This window comes from Mycetocola lacteus (genome assembly GCF_003667575.1).
GTDB classification, from domain to species: Bacteria; Actinomycetota; Actinomycetes; order Actinomycetales; family Microbacteriaceae; genus Mycetocola; species Mycetocola lacteus.
Genome location: NZ_RCUY01000004.1, coordinates 1 through 23,309, shown reverse-complemented (window position 1 = coordinate 23,309; position 23,309 = coordinate 1). Strand labels below are relative to the sequence as shown.

At 61.9% G+C, this 23,309-nt stretch carries 23 protein-coding genes and 2 tRNA genes; 9 read left to right on the top strand and 16 right to left on the bottom strand.

All coding sequences use genetic code 11. The annotated features are described in order from the left end of the window. Nucleotides 1–92: 92 nt before the first annotated feature. Nucleotides 93–1,832 carry a Stk1 family PASTA domain-containing Ser/Thr kinase gene (pknB, locus tag D9V34_RS05455; RefSeq protein ID WP_121687874.1) on the top strand — a complete coding sequence of 580 codons (1,740 nt, stop codon included), beginning with the start codon at nucleotides 93–95 and terminating at the stop codon, nucleotides 1,830–1,832. A 60-nt stretch (nucleotides 1,833–1,892) separates the two neighbouring features. On the opposite strand, the gene D9V34_RS05450 is transcribed toward pknB, so the two are convergent. From D9V34_RS05450 to D9V34_RS18080, 3 genes are read right to left on the bottom strand one after another with little or no spacing between them, the layout of a single operon-like run. After that, nucleotides 1,893–2,543, bottom strand: a complete 651-nt coding sequence (locus D9V34_RS05450) for an aminodeoxychorismate/anthranilate synthase component II (RefSeq protein WP_121687896.1) — start codon at nucleotides 2,541–2,543, stop codon at nucleotides 1,893–1,895. 9 nt (nucleotides 2,544–2,552) lie between these two features. Beyond that, the gene (locus D9V34_RS17740) at nucleotides 2,553–2,711 is read right to left on the bottom strand and encodes a hypothetical protein (protein ID WP_183091863.1); all 159 of its coding nucleotides are present in this window, start codon (nucleotides 2,709–2,711) and stop codon (nucleotides 2,553–2,555) included. Between the two features lies 1 nt (nucleotide 2,712). Further along, nucleotides 2,713–3,921 carry a class E sortase gene (locus D9V34_RS18080; protein ID WP_245991924.1) on the bottom strand — a complete coding sequence of 403 codons (1,209 nt, stop codon included), beginning with the start codon at nucleotides 3,919–3,921 and terminating at the stop codon, nucleotides 2,713–2,715. A 91-nt stretch (nucleotides 3,922–4,012) separates the two neighbouring features. On the opposite strand from D9V34_RS18080, the gene D9V34_RS05440 reads away from it, so the two are divergent. Next, a complete protein-coding gene (locus D9V34_RS05440) occupies nucleotides 4,013–4,258 on the top strand; it encodes a cell division protein CrgA (RefSeq protein ID WP_030147564.1) in 246 nt (81 codons plus the stop codon). Nucleotides 4,259–4,473: 215 nt separating this feature from the next. On the opposite strand, the gene D9V34_RS05435 is transcribed toward D9V34_RS05440, so the two are convergent. Both D9V34_RS05435 and D9V34_RS05430 read right to left on the bottom strand, forming a co-directional pair. Beyond that, nucleotides 4,474–5,337 carry a rhomboid family intramembrane serine protease gene (locus D9V34_RS05435; RefSeq protein WP_121687873.1) on the bottom strand — a complete coding sequence of 288 codons (864 nt, stop codon included), beginning with the start codon at nucleotides 5,335–5,337 and terminating at the stop codon, nucleotides 4,474–4,476. Between the two features lie 21 nt (nucleotides 5,338–5,358). Beyond that, nucleotides 5,359–5,898, bottom strand: a complete 540-nt coding sequence (locus tag D9V34_RS05430) for a peptidylprolyl isomerase (RefSeq protein WP_030147566.1) — start codon at nucleotides 5,896–5,898, stop codon at nucleotides 5,359–5,361. A gap of 104 nt (nucleotides 5,899–6,002) precedes the next feature. Here D9V34_RS05430 and D9V34_RS05425 point away from each other — a divergent pair, with 104 nt between their 5' ends. Continuing rightward, entirely contained in the window at nucleotides 6,003–6,554 is a 552-nt protein-coding gene (locus D9V34_RS05425; RefSeq protein ID WP_121687872.1) for a DNA helicase, read from the top strand. Between the two features lie 56 nt (nucleotides 6,555–6,610). On the opposite strand, the gene D9V34_RS05420 is transcribed toward D9V34_RS05425, so the two are convergent. The 11 genes from D9V34_RS05420 to dnaA all read right to left on the bottom strand — a co-directional run bounded on the left by D9V34_RS05420 (nucleotide 6,611) and on the right by dnaA (nucleotide 18,552). Beyond that, nucleotides 6,611–7,039, bottom strand: coding sequence for an NUDIX hydrolase (locus D9V34_RS05420; RefSeq protein ID WP_121687871.1), 429 nt, complete (start codon nucleotides 7,037–7,039; stop codon nucleotides 6,611–6,613). Nucleotides 7,040–7,153: 114 nt separating this feature from the next. Further along, nucleotides 7,154–7,226, bottom strand: a tRNA-Ala gene (locus tag D9V34_RS05415). 31 nt (nucleotides 7,227–7,257) lie between these two features. Further along, nucleotides 7,258–7,331 (bottom strand) — tRNA-Ile (locus tag D9V34_RS05410). 161 nt (nucleotides 7,332–7,492) lie between these two features. Then, nucleotides 7,493–7,912, bottom strand: a complete 420-nt coding sequence (locus D9V34_RS05405; RefSeq protein ID WP_121687870.1) for a DUF3566 domain-containing protein — start codon at nucleotides 7,910–7,912, stop codon at nucleotides 7,493–7,495. A gap of 2 nt (nucleotides 7,913–7,914) precedes the next feature. Next, nucleotides 7,915–10,482 carry a DNA gyrase subunit A gene (gene gyrA / locus D9V34_RS05400; protein WP_121687869.1) on the bottom strand — a complete coding sequence of 856 codons (2,568 nt, stop codon included), beginning with the start codon at nucleotides 10,480–10,482 and terminating at the stop codon, nucleotides 7,915–7,917. Nucleotides 10,483–10,563: 81 nt separating this feature from the next. Beyond that, the gene (gyrB, locus tag D9V34_RS05395) at nucleotides 10,564–12,567 is read right to left on the bottom strand and encodes a DNA topoisomerase (ATP-hydrolyzing) subunit B (RefSeq protein ID WP_121687868.1); all 2,004 of its coding nucleotides are present in this window, start codon (nucleotides 12,565–12,567) and stop codon (nucleotides 10,564–10,566) included. A gap of 122 nt (nucleotides 12,568–12,689) precedes the next feature. Beyond that, nucleotides 12,690–13,190, bottom strand: coding sequence for a DciA family protein (locus D9V34_RS05390; RefSeq protein WP_030147572.1), 501 nt, complete (start codon nucleotides 13,188–13,190; stop codon nucleotides 12,690–12,692). Beyond that, complete coding sequence (recF, locus tag D9V34_RS05385; protein ID WP_121687867.1) at nucleotides 13,171–14,361, bottom strand: DNA replication/repair protein RecF; 1,191 nt, start codon at nucleotides 14,359–14,361, stop codon at nucleotides 13,171–13,173. Before recF ends, D9V34_RS05390 begins: the two co-directional genes overlap by 20 nt. Nucleotides 14,362–14,409: 48 nt before the next feature. Then, a complete protein-coding gene (gene gnd / locus D9V34_RS05380) occupies nucleotides 14,410–15,312 on the bottom strand; it encodes a phosphogluconate dehydrogenase (NAD(+)-dependent, decarboxylating) (protein ID WP_259180149.1) in 903 nt (300 codons plus the stop codon). A gap of 26 nt (nucleotides 15,313–15,338) precedes the next feature. Continuing rightward, the gene (gene dnaN / locus D9V34_RS05375) at nucleotides 15,339–16,487 is read right to left on the bottom strand and encodes a DNA polymerase III subunit beta (RefSeq protein ID WP_121687865.1); all 1,149 of its coding nucleotides are present in this window, start codon (nucleotides 16,485–16,487) and stop codon (nucleotides 15,339–15,341) included. A 628-nt stretch (nucleotides 16,488–17,115) separates the two neighbouring features. After that, the gene (dnaA, locus tag D9V34_RS05370) at nucleotides 17,116–18,552 is read right to left on the bottom strand and encodes a chromosomal replication initiator protein DnaA (protein WP_121687864.1); all 1,437 of its coding nucleotides are present in this window, start codon (nucleotides 18,550–18,552) and stop codon (nucleotides 17,116–17,118) included. Nucleotides 18,553–18,880: 328 nt separating this feature from the next. On the opposite strand from dnaA, the gene rpmH reads away from it, so the two are divergent. From rpmH to rsmG, 6 genes are all read left to right on the top strand, one after another. Continuing rightward, nucleotides 18,881–19,018 (top strand): 50S ribosomal protein L34, encoded by a 138-nt coding sequence (gene rpmH, locus D9V34_RS05365; RefSeq protein WP_022895130.1) that lies wholly within the window; start codon nucleotides 18,881–18,883, stop codon nucleotides 19,016–19,018. Next, entirely contained in the window at nucleotides 18,957–19,391 is a 435-nt protein-coding gene (rnpA, locus tag D9V34_RS05360) for a ribonuclease P protein component (protein ID WP_342772984.1), read from the top strand. Before rpmH ends, rnpA begins: the two co-directional genes overlap by 62 nt. Beyond that, nucleotides 19,388–19,696 (top strand): membrane protein insertion efficiency factor YidD, encoded by a 309-nt coding sequence (yidD, locus tag D9V34_RS05355; RefSeq protein ID WP_121687863.1) that lies wholly within the window; start codon nucleotides 19,388–19,390, stop codon nucleotides 19,694–19,696. The genes rnpA and yidD overlap by 4 nt, the downstream gene beginning before the upstream one ends. An 8-nt stretch (nucleotides 19,697–19,704) precedes the next feature. Next, complete coding sequence (gene yidC, locus D9V34_RS05350; RefSeq protein ID WP_121687862.1) at nucleotides 19,705–20,745, top strand: membrane protein insertase YidC; 1,041 nt, start codon at nucleotides 19,705–19,707, stop codon at nucleotides 20,743–20,745. A gap of 5 nt (nucleotides 20,746–20,750) precedes the next feature. Further along, nucleotides 20,751–21,272 (top strand): Jag family protein, encoded by a 522-nt coding sequence (locus D9V34_RS05345; protein ID WP_030147580.1) that lies wholly within the window; start codon nucleotides 20,751–20,753, stop codon nucleotides 21,270–21,272. 94 nt (nucleotides 21,273–21,366) lie between these two features. Beyond that, a complete protein-coding gene (gene rsmG, locus D9V34_RS05340) occupies nucleotides 21,367–22,002 on the top strand; it encodes a 16S rRNA (guanine(527)-N(7))-methyltransferase RsmG (protein WP_183091862.1) in 636 nt (211 codons plus the stop codon). Nucleotides 22,003–23,309: the final 1,307 nt, after the last annotated feature.

Below are 23,309 nucleotides of genomic sequence, written 5' to 3'. Positions count from 1 at the left end.
AATCGTCGCCCACAGCACGGTCCCCGGCGGAAACGCCGGGGACCGTGTCATGATAGAAGCGATAGTGTCGCACGGGGAATCTGGAGAGTGTTGTGGCTGAGCAAGAGCGTCGGTTAGCTGACCGATACATCGTCGGAGCGCTGATTGGACGCGGCGGAATGGCCGACGTTTACCAGGCCACCGACACCAAGCTCGGCCGTACGGTCGCGCTCAAGATCCTCAAGGCCGACCTGGCCAGCGATCCGGCATTCAGACTGCGGTTCCGCCAGGAGGCTCAGGCGGCCTCGCGCATGGCCGACCCCACAATCGTTCGTGTCTATGACGCCGGCGAGGATGAGAGCCTGGACGCCTCGGGACACCGGGTTCTCCAGCCCTTCATCGTCATGGAGTATGTTCCCGGGCGCACGCTGCGCCAGGTGATCGCCGATCAGGGTGCCCTGTCCCCCGAGCGTGCCGTTCACATTGCCAGCAAGATTCTGACGGCGCTGGAGTACTCGCACCGAGCCGGTGTGGTTCACCGCGACATCAAGCCCGGCAACATCATGCTGGGTGCCGATGACGCAGTTAAGGTGATGGACTTTGGTATCGCCCGCGCCGTCTCGGACACCTCGGCCACCGTCGCGCAGACCACCGCGATCCTCGGCACCGCGTCCTATTTCTCCCCGGAGCAGGCCAAGGGCGAGACCGTGGATGCACGCACCGACCTGTACTCCACCGGCGTGGTGCTGTTTGAGATGCTCACCGGCCGCGCACCCTTCCGCGGGGAAACCGCCGTTGCGGTTGCCTATCAGCACGTGAGTGAGGCGCCGATGCGCCCCTCCGAGCTCAACCCGGGTGTCTCAACGGCCCTGGATATGGTGGTCGCCCGCGCGCTCAGCAAGAACCGTGATGACCGCTACCAGTCGGCCGCCGAGTTCCGTGAGGAGCTCATCGCCGCCGGTCAGGGTCAGGCACCCGCCGCGCGCCCCGAGCCCGAGGCCGCCACCATGCTGTTTGGTGCCACCGGCACCACCACCTCCAATGCCGAGCAGGCCCTGCGCCAGCTCACCGATGCCTCGGTGCAGACCAAAACCCAGCGTCGCCCCCCGGTGGTGTGGATTTGGGCCGGTGCCGCCGTGGTCGCGGTGATTCTGATCGCGATCCTGGTGTGGGTGCTCTCGCTCTCAAACACCGCGGACAACACCACTAAGCAAACCCTGCCGGATCTTGCCTCGATGAGTCAGCAGAACGCCGTGGACACCCTGCATGGGCTGAACCTGGTAGATAGCGTCTTCGAGGAAAACAGCGACACCGTCGCCACTGGGACGGTGATTCGGACCGATCCCGAGTCCGGCAGCGAGGTGGCCCCGGGCAGCGTGGTTAAGCTCTACGTTTCACTGGGTGCCAAGACCGTGGCCGTACCCGAGGTGCAGAACCTGAGCCAGGCCGACGCGACCGCAAAGCTTGCCGAGGCGGGACTCGAGGTGGGCACGATCAACTCGCAGAGCTCGCCCTCGGTTGCCAAGGACACCGTCATCTCCAGCACCCCGGCCGCCGGTGCCGCGGTCTCACCCGGCTCGCGGATCGATCTGACCGTCTCGGATGGCACCGTTCAGGTGAGCGATGTCCGCGGCAACAAGCTGGATGTGGCCACCTCAATGCTCGAAGCGCTGGGTCTGAACGTGGTACCGCGCCCGGACCCCACCTGTCCCGCGCAGCAGGACTCGATCGTGAACTCGCAGTCGGTAGCCCCGGGCTCGGCGCCGCAGGGCACCGAGGTTCAGCTGGGCTACTGCACCGGAACCACGGCACCGCCGAGCACCGACCCGTCCACGCCTCCGGCCGGCGGCTAATCGACCGAAACCAAAAAACCTCCCGCACACCGAGTGTGCGGGAGGTTTTTTGTGAACTGCTTAGCGACCGCTCGGCGTTGTCGCCAGCAGCGGGCTCAGGGTGCGCGCCCGCTCGGGTGCCTCGGCCAGGCCGGCCACCTCGAGCCAGTTGGCAATCATCTGGTAGCCACCCTCGGTGAGCACGCTCTCCGGGTGGAACTGGACTCCAAAGATGGGTGAGGTCGCATGCCGCAGACCCATGATCACGCCACCGGCGGTCCGCGAGGTCACCACGAGCTCGTCGGGGACCGTGTCATCCACCACCGCGAGCGAGTGATAGCGGGTCGCGGTAAAGGGCTGCGGGACCCCACGGTAGAAGGTGCTCTCATCGTGGGTCACGGCGGAGGTTTTGCCGTGCATCAGCTCCTCTGCCACGGTCACCGTGGCACCGAAGGCCTCGGCGATGGCCTGGTGTCCCAGGCATACACCGATCAGGGGCACCTGGTGGGCGTGAGCGGCCCGAACCATGGCAATGGACACTCCGGCGTCGCCGGGCGTTCCCGGGCCGGGAGAAACCAGAATAGCGTCGTACTCGTTCACCAGCCGGTCGGCCTCGGACGCGTCAAACGCATCGTTGCGAACAACCTCGGTCTCGGCGCCCAGCTGCTGCAGGTAGCCATTGAGGGTGTATACAAAGCTGTCGTAGTTATCAATGACTAAAACGCGGGTCATGGCCTTCACTTACTGTTCAATGGTGACTTCTTGATTATCTACGATCGACTGGACCCAGGGAAAGCCCCAGGTGACCAGCGCGTACACGGCGGCGCCGATCAGTACCAGGAGCAGGATCAGTCGGAGCCAGACCGGGCCGGGCAGGATGCGCCAGAGTGCTGCGTACATGTTAGCCCTCCACGGGGTTCAGCGATTTGGGCGCCCCATCGGCGCGCGGGGTAAAGGATTCAAACAGTCCGTAGGCGATGATTCGCTCGGCCGTCGACATGATCGGGTTACAGCTGGTGAGGGTGATGACCGACTGGGTGGCGGCCACCGAGTCCTCACGCGGAACCGCATTGAGCACATCCACCGCGGTGGGCGGCACGTATTCGGAGTTGCGGTAGCGGTAGGTGAACCAGCCCTCGGGTGTTTCGATCACGATCGCATCACCCACGCGGAGGTTAGCGACCTGGTTGAGCGGGGCACCGTGGGTATTGCGGTGACCGGCCAGCGCGAAGTTTCCGGGCTGCCCGGGGAGCTGGGTGTCGGAGTAGTGACCGATACCGGCCTTATCAAGGGTCTTGGCCTTGGACACACCGCCGGCCAGCGGAGCACCGTAGGACTCACCAAAGCGCGGAATACGCAGGTTGGCGAAGGTCTCTCCGTCTACCGGGGTAGGAATCACCGGTGCCGCACCCTCAAAGGCGGGGGCGGGGTTTTCCTTGGCGTCCTTGTCCCACTGCTGGGAGAGCGAGGCCGCGGCGCCGTCCTGCTGACCGCGCTCAACCATGTCGTTGTACCAGAGCTGCCACACCAGATAGAGCAGCATCAGTACGCCGGCGGTGAGCAGAATCTCCCCGAACGCTCCGATCACGCTGAAGCCCTCGAACGGACGCTTGCGGCGCCGCTTTCCGGAGCCTGCACCGGCCGCGGCCACGGGCGCCGCGGGCATGGCAACGGTCTGCGACTCATCATGACGTGAGGCTTCGAGTGCATCCGACGCGGACTGCGCGGTGGCAGGATCGGTCAGCCCAAACAGGGTCTCGATCGAGGGTGCGGACTCCCCGTGCGCAGGGGTCGGGACTGCAGCGGCTTCCGTCATGCTCTGGGGCACGACCGGTTCCGGTGCCACGGCGGGCTCGGCCGCCGCGGAAGATTCCGGCTGCTCGGGCACTCGGGCGGTGTCGCCGGCATCAAGAGGCACGGATGCAGACTCCGGCACGTCGGGCGTCGCAGAAGGCACGGATGCAGACTCCGGCACGTCGGGCGTCGCAGAAGGCACGGCGGGCTGGCGGGCGGCGAGGGCGTCGCGCTCTGCTGCCTGTTCGGCGGCCCGTTCGGCGGCGCGGCGCGCAGCGCGGGTGGGCGGAATCGAGCCGTCGGAATCGGAAGACATGGCCGTAATTCTATCCGCAGAGGGTGAAGTTTCGGCTGGCATTCGTCGCAGAGCCTGCGATCGCTGTCGCGGCTCGGCTACAATCGGGGACATGGCACGTGCAAAATCCAAGAAAACTCAGCCCGCGCAGGGCACCGAAACCAGCGGCGAGCCGGTACCCAACGCGGTCTGGTTCAAGCCGGTGATGTTCGGCTTCATGCTCCTCGGACTCGTCTGGATCATCGTCTTTTATGTGAGCCAGGGTGTGCTCCCGGTCCCGGCACTGGGCTCCTGGAACATTCTGGTCGGCTTCGGAATCGCGTTCATCGGATTCCTGATGACCACCCAGTGGCGATAATTACACTCAGGTAATTCCATCCACAGCGTCCTCCACAGTGTGGACAATTACACCGATGTAACTATCCCCAGGCTGTGGATAACCCTGGGGGTAACCCTGTGAATCCGTGTGGACAAGCACGTGGATAACCCGCCACACGCCCACAATGCTCAAACAAAACGCCGGCTCGGCATCCTCAACAGGATGCCGAGCCGGCGTTTTTGCTCCCCGGAATGCTAGCCGTAGGTGGGCACAAACAGGCGGAACAGCGAGAGCAGCACCATTACCGCGCCCAAACCGCCAACCAGGAGCCAGAACTTTCGCTTCTTGCCCTGGCCGCGGCACTCGTAGCAGATCCATCCAAAGATGGCGCCGCCGACCAGGCCGCCCAGGTGCGCCTGCCAGGAGATTCCGGCATTCGGCAAGAATCCGATCACCAGGTTGATTCCCACCAGAACCAGCAGGCTGCGCATCTCGTTACCGAGGCGCCGCTGAATGACGATAAAGGCACCCATCAGTCCGAAAATGGCACCGGATGCACCAACCACGGGCTGGTTGATCGGAGCGAGGAACATCACACCGAGCGAGCCGGCAAACCCGGCCATCAGATACAGGGTGAGGAACCTTCCCCGGCCCAGCTGCTGCTCGAGGGCTCGGCCGAAGATCCACAGCGTGTACATGTTCAGCAGGATGTGCAGGATGAAACCGGTGGAGTGCAGGAATACGGCTGTCAGCATCCGCCAGGGCTCAAACAGCTGCGGTTCAGAAAACAGCGGGGCGTACCAGAACGCCTGGGTGAAGCCGGGAATGATCCACTGCAGGATAAAGGCAACCACCGTGACTGCAATGATCACGTTGGTGACGCTGGCAAATCGCGGGGCGACTCCCCCGCGGGCACCCCAGCGTGAGGCGCGCTTCTGGGCGGTAGACATCGCGCCGCGCTGCTCACGCAGACACTCGGGGCAGATCACCCCCACCGCGGCCGGCGTCTGGCATTCTCCACAGATCGTGCGGCCGCAACGCTGGCAGAGCACAAAGCTCTGCCGGTCGGGATGGCGATAGCAGACATCGCTGGCCCGGGCCCCAAAATTTGAACTCATATTGTGACCCGGGCGCGCAGACTAGACTGCGGCGATGTCGATGCCCTCGATGACCACGTCATCGATCGGACGGTCACGGGCGTCGGTCGGAACCGCTGCCAGCTTGTCAACGATTGCGCGGCTGGCCTCATCCTCGACGGCGCCGAAGATGGTGTGCTTGCCGTGCAGCCAGGTGGTGGGGGCGACGGTGATGAAGAACTGCGAACCGTTGGTACCACGGCCACCGATCTTGCCCGCGTTGGCCATGGCCAGGATGTAGGGCGAGTCGAAGGTCAGGTCATCAACGATCTCGTCGTCGAACTTGTAGCCGGGGCCGCCGGTTCCGTTACCGAGCGGGTCGCCGCCCTGGATCATGAAGCCGGGGATGATGCGGTGGAAAACGGTGCCCTTGTAGAGGGGGGTGTTGCGCTTTTCACCGGTGCGCTCATCGGCCCACTCCTGCTCGCCGGTGGCGAGACCTACGAAGTTGTTTACCGTCTTCGGCGCGTGGTTGCCGTAGAGGTTCACGATGATGTCACCGTAGTTGGTGTGGATGGTTGCGACAGCGGTGTGCTTTGACATGGGTCAATTCTCGCATACTTGTTTTGTCAATCACCGTCCCGTTCCAAGGATTCGGTGGCAAGATGGTTAACCGACACGTCCAAAACGAGCAATGGAGGTCCAGAGTGAATCTGTCGCGTCAGCGCAAGAAAGAAATCAAGCGCCTCAAGGGAGATGCCAGTGCCCTCTGGGCCGCCCAGCAGGAACTGCTGGAGCACGCAAACGGGGTAGCACGTGAGGCTGGCCGTCAGGTCGGTAATTATGGCCGCGAGCAGGTTGTGCCCTCCGTGGTGCAGTCCTATGAGAGCCACGTTCAGCCGGTCGTAGACCGCGGTGTCTCGATCACCCGTGATGTGGTGGATGCCGCCAAGCACGGCATCGATCACAAGGTAGTCCCCGCCCTCGGCGCCGCCGTCGGTACGGTTCTGTCCATCGGCGATGTGGCACGCGATAAGCGTGTGCAGACCGCCCTCGCCCGGGTCAACCCCAAGGCCGCCGCCAAGCGCGCCCTGGTTGTTGCCGCCCCGCAGAAGAAGAAGCGTGGCGTGGGCAGCGTCCTGGCCATCGGTGCCGGTGTTCTGGCCGCCGCCGGGGTCGCCTACGCACTGTGGCAGACCTTCCGGGCCGATGATGAGCTCTGGGTCTCCGAAGACGAGCCGGCACAGTCCGACAGCTAGTCGTCCCAGAGACGTCGAGGGGCCCCGAGCGCAAGCTCGGGGCCCCTCACTGCGTTCTAGGACTCCTGGGCCCGCCAGAGCGCCAGTGCGGCGGGGACCAGGCTGACGGTACCCAGGTTTTCGACCTCATCCAGTTCATGCCAGGCCGCCCAGTCGGTTGATCCGTTCTCCTCATAGCGCAGCTCTCCCCCGGTGATCTTCGCCCGATAGACGATGCGCAGGTTGTGCAGCGGGACACGCCGGGTGGGATCCAGTCGCCGGTGTGCGGGGGTCACCAGGGAGTCGATGCCGATCAGGCCGGTCACCTCGGCGTTGAATCCCGTCTCCTCAAAGATCTCACGGACCACAGCATCGGCCGGGTCTTCCCCCGGATCGATACCGCCGCCGGGCAGCGTCCAGCCCGAATGCCCCCGCTCGTTCCAGTGCGCAAGCAGAATCTGGGAGCCATCGGTGATGATGCCGTACGCGGCGACGCGGATATCCATTCCCCCAAACTACAGCCGCGCGGCGCCGGGCAACAGCAAACCGAATGCACGTTCGTCGCAGATTCCGGGCAAAACAAAACCGCCCCGTCTTGCGACGAGGCGGTTTTTATCCTGTGGAGCCTAGGAGAATCGAACTCCTGACCTCCTGCTTGCAAAGCAGGCGCTCTACCAATTGAGCTAAGGCCCCAATTTTCGAAGGAAGTGAAACTTCCTCAGAGTGGGGCTACCAGGACTTGAACCTGGGACCTCTTCGTTATCAGCGAAGCGCTCTAACCGCCTGAGCTATAGCCCCCTGTGGACATCAATCAGAATACCGGAGGTATGAATGAATTCTCAAATCGAGCCCGCCGGGCGGCGTGTTCCGCGCAATTCCGGGCTTTGACGCGGGCGAGATTACCCGGTTAAACGCCGGTGTCGCTGCCCCAGAGGAGGCAGCGACACCGAGCCATATGACTAGTTGTTGGTGAAGCCCACCAGTACGCCACCGGTGACCTTCACGGCGAGGTTGTACAGCGCAGCCGAGATGGCTCCCAGCGCGGTCACCACCACGAGGTTCAGGATCGCCAGAACGGCGGCGAAGCCCATGATCCGGCCCAGGTCGAAGATCGCGGTCAGGTCGTTACCGTCCTGCGCCTCCTTGCCGGCGACGGTCTTGAACAGGTTGTTGATCTGCTCAAACACGCCGGTCTGCTGGAGCACCGTGTACACCAGGAAGAAGAACACAACGGTGATGATGGCGATCGCCACGGCCGCCAGGAAGGAGAGCTTCAGGGCCGACCAGAAGTCGATGTAGACCAGCTTCAGCCGCACCTGCTTGGTGTTCTGACGCTTATTCGATTTCTTTGCGAGCTTTTCGGCAACGCTAGTACTCATGCTTATTCTTCCTTCTCGGACGATTCCGTTACCGTCGGTGCGTCGGTCTCGTCTTCCCCGTTTTGTCCGTCAAGATTGCGGTCGCTGTTACGCGCAAGCGCAATAATACGGTCGTTATCTGCGAACCGGGCGAAGACAACACCCATGGTGTCGCGACCCTTGGCCGGAACTTCGGCCACGGCAGAGCGTACCACCTTGCCGCTGGCCAGGACCACGAGGACCTCGTCCTCATCGCCCACCACCAGGGCACCGGCGAGTTCGCCGCGGTCCTCGCTGAGCTTGGCAACCTTGATTCCGAGCCCGCCACGACCCTGGACGCGGTACTGTTCCACGTCCGTTCGCTTGGCAAATCCGCCCTCAGTCACCACAAAGACGAAGCCCTCTTCGCCGGCCGGCGGGAGTACCGAGGCCGAGAGCAGGTTGTCGTCGCCGCGGAACTTCATGCCGGTCACACCCGAGGTTGAACGACCCATCGGACGCAGCGCCTCATTATCCGCTGTGAATCTAATGGACATTCCCTGGCGGGACACCAGCATCAGGTCGCTGTCCTGCTCAACAAGCATCGCCGAGACCAGTTCGTCGCCCTCGCGCAGGTTGATCGCGATGATGCCACCGGTGCGGTTGGTGTCGTACTCGGACAGCGAGGTCTTCTTGACCAGACCGCCGCGGGTAGCGAGCACCAGGAACTCGGCGGCCGCATAGTCGCGGATGTCGAGGATCTGAGCGATCTCCTCCCCCGGCTGCAGCGCAAGCAGGTTGGCCACGTGCTGACCCTTGGCGTCACGACCGGCCTCGATGACCTCATAGGCCTTGGCACGGTACACGCGTCCGGTGTTGGTGAAGAACAGCAGCCAGTGGTGGGTGGTGGTCACAAAGAAGTGCTCCACCACGTCATCGGCACGCAGCTGGGCACCCTTGACGCCCTTGCCGCCGCGGTGCTGCGAGCGGTAGTTGTCGCTGCGGGTGCGCTTGATGTATCCGCCGCGGGTGACGGTCAGAACCATCTCCTCCTCGGGGATCAGGTCCTCGATGTTCATGTCGCCATCGAAGCCGTACATAATCTCGGTGCGACGGTCATCGCCGTAGCGGTCGACGATCTCGGTCAGCTCCTCGCTGACGATTTCGCGCTGACGCACGGGGCTGTCCAGGATCGCCTTGTATTCGGCGATTTCGCGCTCGAGCTCGGCGGCCCGATCGATGATCTTCTGACGCTCCAGGGCGGCCAGACGACGCAGCTGCATCGCCAGGATCGCATCGGCCTGCAGCTGGTCTACCTTCAGCAGCTCCATCAGGCCGGTGCGGGCCTTGTCCACGTCCGGTGAGCGACGGATCAGCGCGATGACCTCGTCCAGGGCATCCAGGGCCGCCAGGTAGCCGCGCTGGATGTGCGCGTCGGCCTCGGCCTTACGCAGACGGAACTGGGTGCGACGCACGATCACGTCGACCTGGTGGGCGGTCCAGGCGGTGATGAAGCCGTCCAGGGACAGGGTGCGCGGCACTCCGTCCACGATCGCCAGCATGTTGGCACCGAAGTTTTCCTGCAGCTGGGTGTGCTTGTACAGGTTGTTCAGCACAACCTTCGCCACGGCATCGCGCTTGAGTACGATGACCAGGCGCTGACCGGTACGACCCGAGGTCTCATCGCGAATGTCGGCGATACCCGCGAGCTTGCCGTCCTTGACCAGGTCGGCGATGCGAATGGCCAGGTTATCCGGGTTGACCTGGTAGGGCAGCTCGGTAACCACGAGGCAGGTACGACCCTGAATCTCCTCGACGTTGACCACCGCGCGCATCGTGATCGAGCCACGGCCGGTGCGGTAGGCGTCCTTGATGCCGTTGACACCGAGGATCTGGGCGCCGGTCGGGAAGTCCGGTCCCTTGATGCGCTCCATCAGCGCCTCGAGGACCTCTTCCCGCGGCGCCTCGGGGTTGGCCAGGTGCCACAGGGCACCGGCGGCTACCTCGCGCAGGTTGTGCGGCGGGATGTTGGTGGCCATACCCACGGCGATACCGACCGAGCCGTTGACCAGCAGGTTCGGGAACCGAGCCGGCAGGACCGCGGGCTCCTGGGTGCGACCGTCGTAGTTGTCCTGGAAGTCGACGGTGTCCTCGTCGATGTCGCGAACCATCTCCATGGCCAGCGGGGCCATCTTGGTTTCGGTGTATCGCGGGGCCGCGGCGCCGTCGTTACCCGGGGAACCGAAGTTTCCCTGGCCGAGTGCCAGCGGGTAGCGCAGCGACCAGGGCTGCACCAGGCGAACCAGGGCGTCGTAGATCGCCGAGTCACCGTGCGGGTGGAACTGACCCATCACGTCGCCGACCACGCGGGCGCACTTGGAGAACGCCTTCTCGGGGCGGTAACCACCGTCATACATCGCGTAGATCACGCGGCGGTGCACGGGCTTCAGGCCATCGCGCACCTCGGGCAGCGCACGACCCACGATCACGCTCATCGCGTAGTCGAGGTAGCTGCGCTGCATCTCCAGGCGCAGATCAACCTGGTCGATCTTGCCGTGCACGCCGTGGTCGATCTGCTCGGCGTTTTCTTCGGAGTTAGTTTCGTCGCTCATTTTGTCCTTCGTTACCTCTCGGCGCGGGAACCGGCCGGGTTCCGGAAGTGAAAGTCGGGCTGCGGCTGGGCCGCACTCACGCTAGATGTCAAGGAAGCGCACGTCCTTGGCGTTCTGCTGGATGAAGGTGCGTCGAGCCTCGACGTCCTCCCCCATCAGGGTCGAGAAGATCTCGTCCGCGGCGGCGCCGTCATCCATGGTGACCTGACGCAGGGTGCGGGTCTCGGGTGCCATCGTGGTTTCCCACAGCTCGCGGTAGTCCATCTCACCCAGACCCTTGTAGCGCTGGATGCCGTTGTCCTTGGGGATCCGCTTTCCGGCGGCCACACCCTTGGCCAGCAGGTCGTCGCGCTCCTCATCCGAGAAGACGTACTCGTGGGCGGAGTTTGACCACTTCAGGCGGTACAGCGGCGGCATCGCCAGGTACACGTAACCCTGGTCGATCAGCGGACGCATGTAGCGGAACAGCAGGGTCAGCAGCAGCGTGGTGATGTGCTGGCCGTCCACATCGGCATCGGCCATCAGCACGATCTTGTGGTACCGAGCCTTCTCGGGGTTGAAGTCCTCGCCGATGCCCGCACCGAATGCGGTGATCATGGCCTGCACCTCGGCATTACCCAGGGCGCGGTCCAGGCGAGCCTTTTCCACGTTCAGGATCTTGCCGCGCAGCGGGAGGATCGCCTGGGTCTCGGGGTTACGACCCTGCACGGCGCTACCGCCGGCGGAGTCACCCTCGACGATGAAGATCTCGGAGACCGAAGGGTCCTTGGACTGGCAGTCCTTGAGCTTTCCGGGCATACCGCCACCCTCCAGCAGGCCCTTACGACGCGCGGTTTCGCGAGCCTTCCGGGCGGCCAGACGTGCGGTTGCCGCCGACAGTGCCTTGGTGATGATCGCCTTGGCAATAATCGGGTTGCGCTCAAACCAGTCGGAGAGCTGATCGCCCACAACCTTCTGCACGAAGGCCTTGGCCTCGGTGTTACCCAGCTTGGTTTTGGTCTGGCCCTCGAACTGCGGCTCACCCAGCTTGATCGAGATGACGGCGGTCAGGCCCTCACGCACGTCATCACCGGAGAGATTGTCATCCTTGTCCTTGAGAATGTTCTTCTCGCGGGCGTAGCGGTTGACCAGGGTGGTCAGCGCGGCGCGGAAGCCTTCCTCGTGGGTTCCACCCTCATGGGTGTTGATGGTGTTGGCGTAGGTGTGGACGCTCTCGGAGTACGAGGTGGTCCACTGCATCGCGATTTCCAGCGCGATCTTGCGCTCGGTGTCCTCCTGCTCGAACGAGATGATCTCGTCGTTGACCAGTTCGGAACGCTTGGCACGGTTGAGGTGCTCCACGTAGTCCACCAGGCCGCGCTCATAGTGGAACACGTTGTGCTTCTTGGTGGGGACGGCTGCCTCTTCGCCGTCGACGGGCTCTTCGATCTCGTCCACACGCTCGTCGATCAGCTCGATGCGCAGTCCCTTGTTCAGGAACGCCATCTGCTGGAAGCGGGTGCGCAGGGTGTCGTAGTCGAACTCGACGGTTTCGAAGATCTCGGCGTTGGGCCAGAACGTGATGGTGGTTCCGGTCTCGTCGGTGGCCTCATCCTTGGACAGCGGCGCATCGGCGACACCGTTGTGGAAGGTCGCACGGTAGACATTACCCTGGCGCTTCACCTCGACGTCCAGACGGGTCGAGAGTGCGTTCACCACCGAGCTACCCACACCGTGCAGACCACCGGAAACGGCGTATCCGCCGCCGCCGAACTTACCGCCGGCGTGCAGGATGGTGAGCACCACCTCGACGGTGGACTTGCCCTCTACCGGGTGGATATCCACCGGGATTCCGCGGCCGTTGTCGACAACGCGCACGGCGCCGTCCTCGAGGATGGTAACGATGATGTTGTCGCAGTAGCCGGCCAATGCCTCATCTACCGAGTTGTCAACAATCTCGTAGACGAGGTGGTGCAGACCGCGAGGTCCTGTGGATCCGATGTACATACCGGGCCGCTTGCGGACCGCCTCGAGACCCTCAAGAACCTGAATCTGACTTGCGCCGTAGTCGCCTGACTGTGCCGACATATTCGGTTCTGATGACATATGAAATTGGGCTCCAAACCGTCGTGAATTCGACCTCCTCAGTCTACCAAGAATTGCCGCATTTGGGCGGCTATTTTGGCTTCTACGGCGGGTTTTTTGGCCGGTCGACCACTTTTGTTGGGTTACCCGTAGGTGTCGCGCACACCACGGCCCTGAACGGATCGTGGACCACGTTTGAAGGAAGGGACGTTCGGTCCGACAAAGCGGATGCCCTCGATGCCCGCCTCGGGGTAGCGCAGGGCGATCTGTTTGAGGATCTCCAACCGCATCAAACGCAGCTGGGTGGCCCAGGCGGTGGACTCACATTGCACACTCAGCGTCCCGTTTTCCACGGCGATCGGGCTCGAGTGTTTGGCGGTCTCCTCCCCCGCCAGCGCGATCCAGTTCGCCATCAGCTCGGCCTGGGACAGGTTCGAGTCCCATCCCAGCTGAACCGTCAGCGCGCTCATCACGTCTCCGAGCCCGCGGGGCTCACGACCCGGGCTAAACGGCAAACTCTGCCCGGAATCCCGCGGATCCTGGCGCTTTTTGCGCGATCTGGGCCGGGTTCCGGTGAACAAAAACTTGAAGTGTTCGTACACCGCCATGGCCTCGGCCGGACGATTATCCTTCGGCGAAGGCATCGATCACCTCCGGATCCACCACCGTGCCCGAGCGGATATGCACGATGTGCGCGGTGAGCTCCTCGGGGATATCCTCAAGCACCGCGGCGGTAATAAACACCTGCTCATAGCGCGAGATGATGGTTGCCAGGCGGGCGCGGCGCCGCTGATCCAGCTCGGCAAACACGTCGTCAAGGATCAGCACCGGGTCTCCCAGCAGCGAATCCCGACGCAGAATCTCCGCCGAGGCGATCTTCAGCGCCAGCGCAAACGACCAGGATTCGCCGTGGCTCGCATAGCCCTTCACCGGCAGCCCGTTGAGATCAAAACGCACATCATCGCGGTGCGCGCCCACCAGGGTCACGCCACGATCAAGCTCAGAGCGCCGTTTTTCGGCCAGGGCGGCCCGGAAGGTCGCGATAATCTGCCCGCGGTCGGCGCCGCCGGAAGGATCCCACACCACGTTTTCGGGATCATCGGTCTCGGTATCGTTGCCCAGAATCGACAGCACGGGCACCAGGCCGGGCCGGTGATCGGCGCCGACAACCTCGGAGTACGCGGTGCGGATGGGCACCTGCAGGTCCGAAATCAGCGCGAGCCGCTCGGCGATAATCTCGCTACCCAGCGCAACCAGCTTGTCATCCCAGATTTCCAGGGTGGTGAGCTGAGATTCCTTGACGCCGGTGGCACGGGCGGATTTCAGCAGCGTATTGCGCTGCCGCAGCACCCGCTCATAGTCGGCCAGTACTCCGGCCAGCCGCGGGGTGCGCAGCACAAGCAGCTGATCCAGGAAGCGGCGCCGCGCGGACGGATCGCCCCGGATGATTCCGAGGTCTTCGGGGGCAAACAGCACACTCGAGAAGTAGCGCGGCAACTCACGCGGCTTAATCTGGCCGCGGTTGATCTGCGCCCGATTGGCGGCGCCCCGGTTGATCTGTACTTCGGCCAACAGATCGCGGCCATTGTGGTGCAGTTTTGCGCGGATAACCGCCGAATTCTGACCCGCACGGATCATCGGCGCGTCCCCGGAAACCCGGTGCGAACCGAGTGTGGACAGATAGCCCAGAGCCTCAACCAAATTGGTTTTACCCTGGCCATTCTTGCCCACAAACAGGTTCGCACCCGGGCTCACGGCGACATCCGCACTCGCGTAATTACGAAAATCCGCGAGATTCAGATGCGTCACGATCATGTCATCACCCCGTTAGTGGCGTGGCGGCACGAGTCGTGCCGCGGGTTATTACTCCGCGGACTTGACCGAGTGTCCACCGAACTGGTTGCGCAGTGCGGCGACGGCCTTCATCGCGGGGGAGTCTTCCTGACGCGACACGAAGCGCGCGAAGATCGACGCGGCAATGGTCGGCACGGCGACGGCGTTGTTGATGGCTTCTTCGATGGTCCAACGGCCCTCGCCGGAGTCCTCCACGTAGCCCTCGATCTCGGCCAGGGTCGGGTCTTCCTTGAGTGCCAGAACCAGCAGGTCCAGCAGCCACGAGCGCACAACGGTGCCGCGCTGCCATGCCTCGAAGGTTCCGGGAACGTCCTTGATCAGGTCCTTGCGAGCCTCAAGCAGCTCGAAACCCTCGGCGAATGCCTGCATCATGGCGTACTCGATACCGTTGTGAACCATCTTGGCGTAGTGACCGGCACCGATTTCACCGACGTGCACGAAGCCCTCTTCGCGGGGGCCCTCGGGACGCAGTGCATCAAAGACGGGCATGACGCGCTCAACCTGCTCGGCCGAGCCACCAACCATGAGGCCGTAACCGTTCTCGACACCCCAGACGCCACCGGAAACACCGGCGTCCACGTAGTCGATGCCCTTTTCGCCGAGTTCCTTGGCGTGCTCGAAGTCATCGGAGAAGCGGCTGTTACCACCGTCGATGACCAGGTCACCGGGCTCAAGCAGGCCACCCAGCTCGGTGATGACCGAGTCGGTGATCTTGCCGGCGGGAACCATGACCCACACGGTGCGAGGGGCGGGCAGAGCCGCGACCATCTCGGCCACCGAAGCAGCGTCGGAAACCTCGGGATTGCGGTCGTAACCGGTTACCTCGATGCCTCCAGCACGCAGGCGGGTGCGCATGTTTCCACCCATTTTGCCCAGGCCGATCAGTCCAATGTGCATTTCTTCTTCTTCCATCTGTGAGTCTCGGGGGAGGACTCGGGTTAGCGCAGCAGCAGGTTGGGCTGCAGCAGGTACTTGTAGCTGTCAGCACCGGGCTGGTCCTTGGAGGACTGCGCGGTGATGAGCATCGGTCCCGGCTTGTTCGTGTTCTCCGACTTGGTGAACGAGAATCGAACAAATTCGCTCCGAACGGCATTTAGGCCGTCGATCAGGAACGCGGGCTTCAGCGACAGCACGATGTCCTCGCCGGTCAGCAGCGCATCGATCTTCTCGGATGCCTGTGCCTGCTCGGAACCTACTGCCTCCATCACGAGACCGTCGATCGTGAACGTGAACCGCAGCGCCGCTTCGCGCTCCAGTACCAGCGACACACGTCGGACGGCTTCGATGAGTTCTCCGGTGTTGATCACCGCGTAGTTCTCGGTGGTCTCGGGGAAGAGGCGACGCACCGGGGGGAAGGTGCCCTTGATCAGCAGCGAGGTCACGGTCTTGTTGTCCGCAGAGAACGCGATCAGCTCGCGGTCATCCTTGCTGGTGAAGGCCACCGAGATGTTTCCCGAGTGACCGAAGGTCTTTCCGACCTCCTGGAGGGTTCGTGCGGGAACCAGTGCGGTGATGGGATCGCCACCACCGATTTCACCGGAATCCCAGTCGATCTCACGAACCGCAACGCGATAACGGTCAGTGGCAACCAGGCCGAGGTGGTTTTCGGCAACCTCAAGCTGCACACCGGTGATGACCGGGGTGACATCGTCCCGCGAAGCGGCCACGGCAACCTGTGCCACGGCGGCGGAGAACTCGTCGGCGGGAACAAGACCGGACTGACCCGAGATTTCGGGAATGCTCGGGTATTCCTCAACCGGCATCGAGAGCAGCGTGAAGCTGGCGGAGCCACAGGTCACCAGGATGCGGTTGTCCTCGGTGGCAAACTGCACCGGAGCATTGGGCAAACGGCTAGCAATGTCGGCCAGAAGACGCCCGGAAACAAGAATCGACCCTGATTCTTCAATTTCGGCAACGATCCTCGTCTGCGCGGACACCTCGTAGTCAAAACTCGAGAGAGTTAGGCCGGTGTCGTTGGTTTCAATCAGCACACCACTCAGGATCGGCAGCGTGGTTCGCTGCGGGAGCAGTTTTACCGCGAATGAGACGGCTTCGCTGAAGACATCGCGATTGACGCTAAATCGCACTTTGAGTTCCCCTGTCGTTTAGAAGCTCTGGAAACACCATGTTAGCCGTGCTTGCTGAGTTTTTGTGTTTCACGGGTAGCTACCCGTGCTTGATCACGCTCGATTTGAGCTCGGCCGAGCCGCAAAGGTTGTTGGGCCAGTAATTTCATTTAAGAATCTTTAATCGTGTTAACCGTTGTGGAAACTGTGGATAAGTCTGTTAATCCCGGGAATCCGTTGGGCAAGCGGGGGCGCCGACCCTGTGTGTGGTTTGTGTGATTCGCTGTGGGAGCCGGGAGGGCGAACCGCGTGATTTAAGGCTTTTTTCACAAGGCGCCTCGTTAAGTGAACAGGTTTCCCCGAATCTGTCCACAGGTTTCCACACAGTTATCCACATTGTGCACTTGGGGACGATCCCCCAAAATCTGTGGATAAGTGGCGTTAGGCAGCCCCTCTCCGGGGACAAAAAATTCTTAATGGGACGCCTCGTATGACCACATTTTGGGCGCGTCACATCCCAAAACAGCCTCGAAGATCGCCCAAGCGCAATGTCTTGGGTGCGCTTAAAAACGTTCTCAGAGGCTGTTTTTTCGCAAAAACCCCCGATACGGATCTCGGAGGGATCGGTATCGGGGGTCAAAAAGTGGATTTAGCCGTTAAAACGGTGTCCCTGCTTGATTCTGCTGGTGAGCTCTGTGACCTGGTTATAGATCGAACGGCGCTCCTGCATCAGGTCGCCAATCTTCTTATTCGCGTACATCACGGTGGTGTGATCCCGTCCGCCGAAGAGCTGACCGATCTTGGGCAGTGAGAGGTTGGTGAGCTCACGGCACAGATACATGGCGATCTGGCGTGAGGTGGCGATGGCCTGCGAACGGCTGGAACCGTAGAGGTCATCCACGCTGAGCTTGAAGTAGGCGGCGGTGGTGTTGATGATGTCCACCGGGGAGATCACGTTGTCCTCGTCGAGGGTGATGACATCCTTCAGCACCGTCTGCACCAGGTTCATATCCACCGGGGTGCGGTTCAGACTCGCGAATGCGGTCACCCGAATCAGGGTTCCCTCAAGCTCACGGATGTTCGAGGAAACCTTGGACGCGATGAACTCCAGCACCTCATCCGGGATCAGCAGCTTCTCGCTCAGCGCCTTCTTCCGCAGAATCGCGATTCGCGTCTCCAGGTCGGGCGCCTGGACATCGGTAATCAGACCCCATTCGAAGCGCGAGCGCATCCGATCCTCGAAACCGGTCAGGGCCTTGGGGGGCAGGTCGGAGGTGATCACGACCTGCTTGTTGTGGTCGTGCAGGGTGTTGAAGGTGTGGAAGAACGCCTCCTGGGTTTCGGCCTTGCCCTGCAGGAACTGGATGTCGTCGATCATCAGGATGTCGATGTCGCGGTAGCGCGCCTGGAAGGCGGAGCCACGGTTGTTGGCGATCGAGTTGATGAAGTCGTTGGTGAATTCTTCGCTGGAGACATAGCGGACACGGATGCCCGGGTACAGGCTCATCGCATAGTGCCCGATCGCGTGCATCAGGTGGGTCTTACCCAGACCCGATTCACCGTAGACAAAGAGCGGGTTGTACGCCTTGGCCGGTGCCTCGGCCACGGCGACGGTTGCCGCATGGGCAAAACGGTTGGACTGTCCGATCACAAAGTTGTCAAACGAGTACTTCGGGTTCAGCCGGGTGTCATTCTGTCGTGCGGGGTGAATCTGCTCCCCCACCGGGCTCGGAATCGGCGCCGCGGTTTCGGGGGTGTAGATCCCGGCTTCGGGATCGGTGGCCGGGAGCTCCACCTCGGGTTCGTCGTCAATCATCTCGGGATTGACCACCACCGCGAAGGTTTTGGCGCCGTGGGTCTGCTCGGTCTGACCGAGAGCCTGGATCAGCGGTGCCTTCATTCGGGTGTTCAGCTGCCCGGCGGTGAACTCATTGGGCACCTCCAGATAGAAGGTTCCGGCCATCACACCCTTGGGGATTACCAGGTTGAGGAAGCCGTGCAGCGGCGGAGTGACGCGGGAATCCTGCGACATTGCGTCGAGCACAAGCTGCCAGGATTGCTGGGTCTCGTCGAGCTGATTGGACATATCTCCCCAAAAGTTATTCACAGGCTTATCCACGGAATTCGTCGAAATCGCGTATCTACCGGGATTCAGGCCCCCGTATCTGGGGATAACTGACTCACTCACGCTAACCGCTTATGCACCGATCGGCCAAATCTAGCGGAAAAATCACCCCCGCGTTAGTCTGGCGCGAAGCTGTGTATCTGTGGATAATTGATGTTTTGAGCAACTTCGGTTTGACCCCGCGCGTGTTAGGCCGTAGTTTTAATTGGTTGACGTAGCCTTCGGGCACCCAGTTTTTCTCTGCCTTTACGAACCGGGCAGTGAATGTCCTACCCAAGAGTGAGTGATTATGAGCAAGAGAACTTTCCAGCCGAACAACCGTCGTCGCGCCAAGGTGCACGGCTTCCGTCTGCGTATGCGCACCCGTGCGGGTCGCGCAATCCTGTCGGCGCGCCGCCGCAAGGGGCGCACCGAGCTCTCGGCCTAATAGCGCCGAAGCCCCAAGCGAAACGCACATCACCGTGCTAGCCTCCGAACTCCGTATCACCACGGGCGCCGATTACAAGCGTCTGGTGCGTCGGGGACGTCGGAACGTTGGCGCGGTGACTGTTGCATATATGCACATGAACCCGAATGGCGGTCCTCCGCGATTCGGGTTCATTGTTGCAAAGAACGTGGGTAATGCCGTCACCCGGAATCGAGTGCGGCGGCGCCTCAAAGCGGCGAGTTTTGAGCTCCGCGAGAGCTTTCCACCCGGCGCCGAAATTGTCTATCGGGCCTTCCCCTCGGCGGCCACCGCCGAGTTCGATGCGTTCCGGTCCGATGTTGAATCATCCTCGTCCAGGCTTGCGCCAAAATGATTGTGGTTGACACGCTTCTGCTGGTCCCACGCAATATTGGCTTGGCGATCCTGATGCTCTACCGCCGGTTGATCTCCCCTCTGTACGGGGATGTCTGCCGGTACTATCCCTCGTGTTCGGCCTACACCCTGGGCTCGATTCAGCAGCGTGGCCTGCTTCTCGGGTCCCTGCGTGGGGCTATTCGAATTCTGCGGTGCAACCCCTGGGCCGCCGGCGGCATCGATGATGTCCCGCCGAAGAAACATTTCCGCTACACCACTACGACGCGCGGCTTTGTCGTGGCTTCGACCCAGAGAAAGGGCTGACCCAAGCGATGGACTTCCTAGGAACTATTCTGTGGCCACTGAAATGGGTGGTCGAGCTCCTGCTGGTCTCCTGGCACTGGCTGCTGACCTTCTTCGGCATGGACTCTGCCGCCGGCATCACCTGGGTGCTGTCGATCGTGGGCCTCGTGCTCGTGGTGCGTACCGCCCTGATTCCGCTGTTTGTGAAGCAGATCAAGAACCAGCGTCGGATGATGGAGGTCGCTCCTCAGCTGAAGAAGATTCAGGACAAGTACAAGGGCAAGCGCGACCAGCTTTCTCGTGAGGCGATGAGCCGCGAGACCATGGCCCTGTACAAGAACACCGGAACGAACCCGCTGGGTTCCTGCCTTCCGCTGCTCGTGCAGATGCCGATCTTCTTCTCGCTGTTCTCCGTGCTGAACGGTGCGCAGAACTCGAAGGCTGGTGTGGGACCGCTGAACGCGTCTCTCGCCAAGGAATTTGGTGAGGCGCGACTGTTCGGTGGTGCACCGCTGCACTCGAGCTTCCAGTCAGCCATGAACGACCCGGCAGGCCCCCAGGTTCTGGTGATGGTTATCGCCGCGATCATGGTTGTGGTCATGACCGCATCGCAGTTCATCACCCAGCTGCAGATCGTCTCCAAGAACATGTCGGATGAGACCAAGGCCTCCCCGATGTTCAAGCAGCAGCGCATCCTGCTCTACATCCTGCCCTTCGTCTTCCTGTTCTCCGGATTCGCCTTCCCGCTGGGCGTGATGTTCTACTGGCTGACCACGAATATCTGGACCATGGTTCAGCAGTTCATCATCATCCGCAACATGCCGATGCCCGGTTCTGAGGCCGCGCGTGAGCGTGAGGCTCGCCTGGCTCGCAAGGGCAAGCTGGAGCCGAAGGCTGATGCTGCCACCATCGTTGTGGAGGAGCGTAAGCCCGTGCAGCGCCAGCAGCCGATGGGCAAGAACCGCGCCAAGAAGGCCGGCGGAAACCCGCAGCAGAACGGCGCTGCTTCACAGCAGCCCAAGAAGAACGACGACGGATCCAGCTCGTCGAACAACACCCCGAGGAAGTGACCGTGATGACTGAACTCTCCCACTCCCCCGTCGCTCGCGAGGCTCGCGATCAGGAACCCACCCTGGCCGAGCTCGAAGAAGAAGGCGAAATTGCGGCTGATTACATCGAAGAATTCCTCGATATCGCAGACGTTGATGGCGATATCAATATCGACGTACGCAATGGTCGGGCTTACCTTGCGGTGACCGAGAGCGACGAGGCTGATTCCAACCTTTCGGTCCTCTCCCACACCGAGACCGTCAACGCACTCCAGGAGCTCACTCGCCTGGCCGTGCAGAGTAAGACCGGTGCGTTCTCACGCCTGATCCTCGATATTGGGGGCTCACGTGCGGCTCGTGAGGCGGAGCTGTCGCGTCTGGTGGACCGCGCCGCCGAGCAGCTGGAGGCCGGCGCTACGTCGGCCGCGCTGCCCCCAATGTCGAGCTACGAGCGCAAGCTTGTTCACGACCTGGTGGCAGCCCGTGGATTCGTGTCCAACTCCTCCGGCGAGGGTCGCGACCGACACACGGTCATCACTCGCTCTTAGCGTTTATCGGCACCTTTTTGGGGCCGTCCGCACACCTTTTCGGGCCCCGTGTTTCACGTGAAACACGGGGCCTTTTAACCATCAAAGGGACATCATGACCATCGAAAACCTCGAGGCCGAGCCGGCCGAAGCCGGCGTCATTCTGGGAGAACAGCTTCCCGTGGCGCGGGCCTTCACCGAAAACCTGGCACGCCGTGGCGAGGAGCTGGGCCTCATTGGACCGCTCGAGCTTCCCCGCCTGTGGAGCCGGCACATCCTGAACTCGGCGCTTGTCGCTCCCCTGCTTCGTCCGGGTCTCGTCGGTGATATTGGAACGGGGGCAGGTCTGCCCGGACTGGTGCTGGCGATCGCCCGCCCCGACGTGAATTTTGTGTTGATCGAGCCCATGGAGCGCCGCGTTGCGTGGCTCAACAGTCAGGTTGATGAACTTGGACTCACCAACACCACCGTCATTCGCGCCCGTGCCGAGGAGGTTTCTCTGGACGTCCCTCTCGATCAGGTGACCGCTCGGGCGGTGAGCGCGTTCCGTAAGCTTCTCCCGCTGACCGCTCCCCTGCTTCGCGATGGCGGCGAACTGGTTCTGATGAAGGGAATCAATGCCGAGGCCGAGGTTGCCGCGGCGATCAAGGAGATCCGCCGGTTCAAGGTTTCCGATATTCGCGTGGACGTGCTGGGTGAGGGAGTGACCTCGGAGGTCACCCGCGTGGTGCGAGGTTTTGTTCGCGCCTAGTCTCTGGGATCAAATTGCCCCTGCCGAGTCTCTCGGCAGGGGCAATTTTGCTTTCGCTTAAAAAGTTTCACTTCTGTGGAAAGTGTAGCGTTCATGTCTTGTCGTCGAAAATTCGTGTTTTGATGTCAAAAAGTGGTGTGTCCAGATCGATTCTCCTGGAAAGTTCCGTTTTATTGGCCGAGCTTTTGGACGTAACAGCCCGCAGAATACGTTTTTCGTTTGTGGCCAAGTAAATTCCAGGTCAGACCCTATTTTGATTCCGCCCTGTGATCTTGGATTGCCGTTTTTCGCAAATTGACGGCCGAAGCATGGTCAGCGCGATGATTGACACCTTTCAGGGGGATTGCCTCGTGGTGCCTCTCATATCGCGCTCCCAATGCCCGCTCCCTCGGTTCTGTATCCACCTCCGACCGGAGTTCGGAGGGCGCTCGGATCTCCGGCGTCTGTCTCGACGGACCACTCTCCTCGTTCAGTATTTGGATTCAAACGGATGCCTCGCCACCGAGATATTGGATGCTCTTAGTCGCGAGGGTGCGGCATCAGTTGCACTGGCTAGACACGTTTGCTCCCCCAGCACTGTCGTTTCTCGCACGCAATCACTGCGTGTTTCACGTGAAACATTTCTCCAACGATTGGGCACTAGGAAGGCATTCTGAGTTCCTTCGTGGCCCGTTTGGCTATCGCGTGGCACATGCCATCAAGTCGGCGGCCCATCTATTCACCGCGATTGGGTCTCGCAGACGAACGCGACATACTGGCCAAATTCGGCACGGTTGACACCACTACGACGTTCTCCCCTACCTAGACGTGGCAGGCTCGGCACTTCTGCGGACGCTAGTCACCGGGGCGATAACAACTGAGTATTTTGGACAACCCTATATCGATCCTCGGCGCACTGTATGTCCATTAGCCGAGGGAAAACCCCCGTTTTCGGCATCCGAGAGACTGCGCTGTAGCTGTGCATGTGCCGAAACTAGAGTCTAATTCGACCTATTTGTGTCCTCTGATGCCTTGGTCTGTCGCGCTGCTTCTGTCGTGCCTTTGCCATCACATTGTCAGTGAGGGCAGTCCCCAGGGATGTTCGAAAGGACACTCTGCGTCGCAAGATCACGCCGCAATCTCAAGTCTCGACTAGCCTCCTCATGACCTGGTGCGTGGGGTTGACTGGGAGTTCCTCAAAATGGCTCATATGGGGAACAGTGCGATCGTTGTGTACCGTCCATGCTCGAACTGGAGACACTTCGTGCCCCGCTGCGCCGATGTTTCACGTGAAACACTCGCAAAAGCCTGCGGGCGTCGACCGCGGA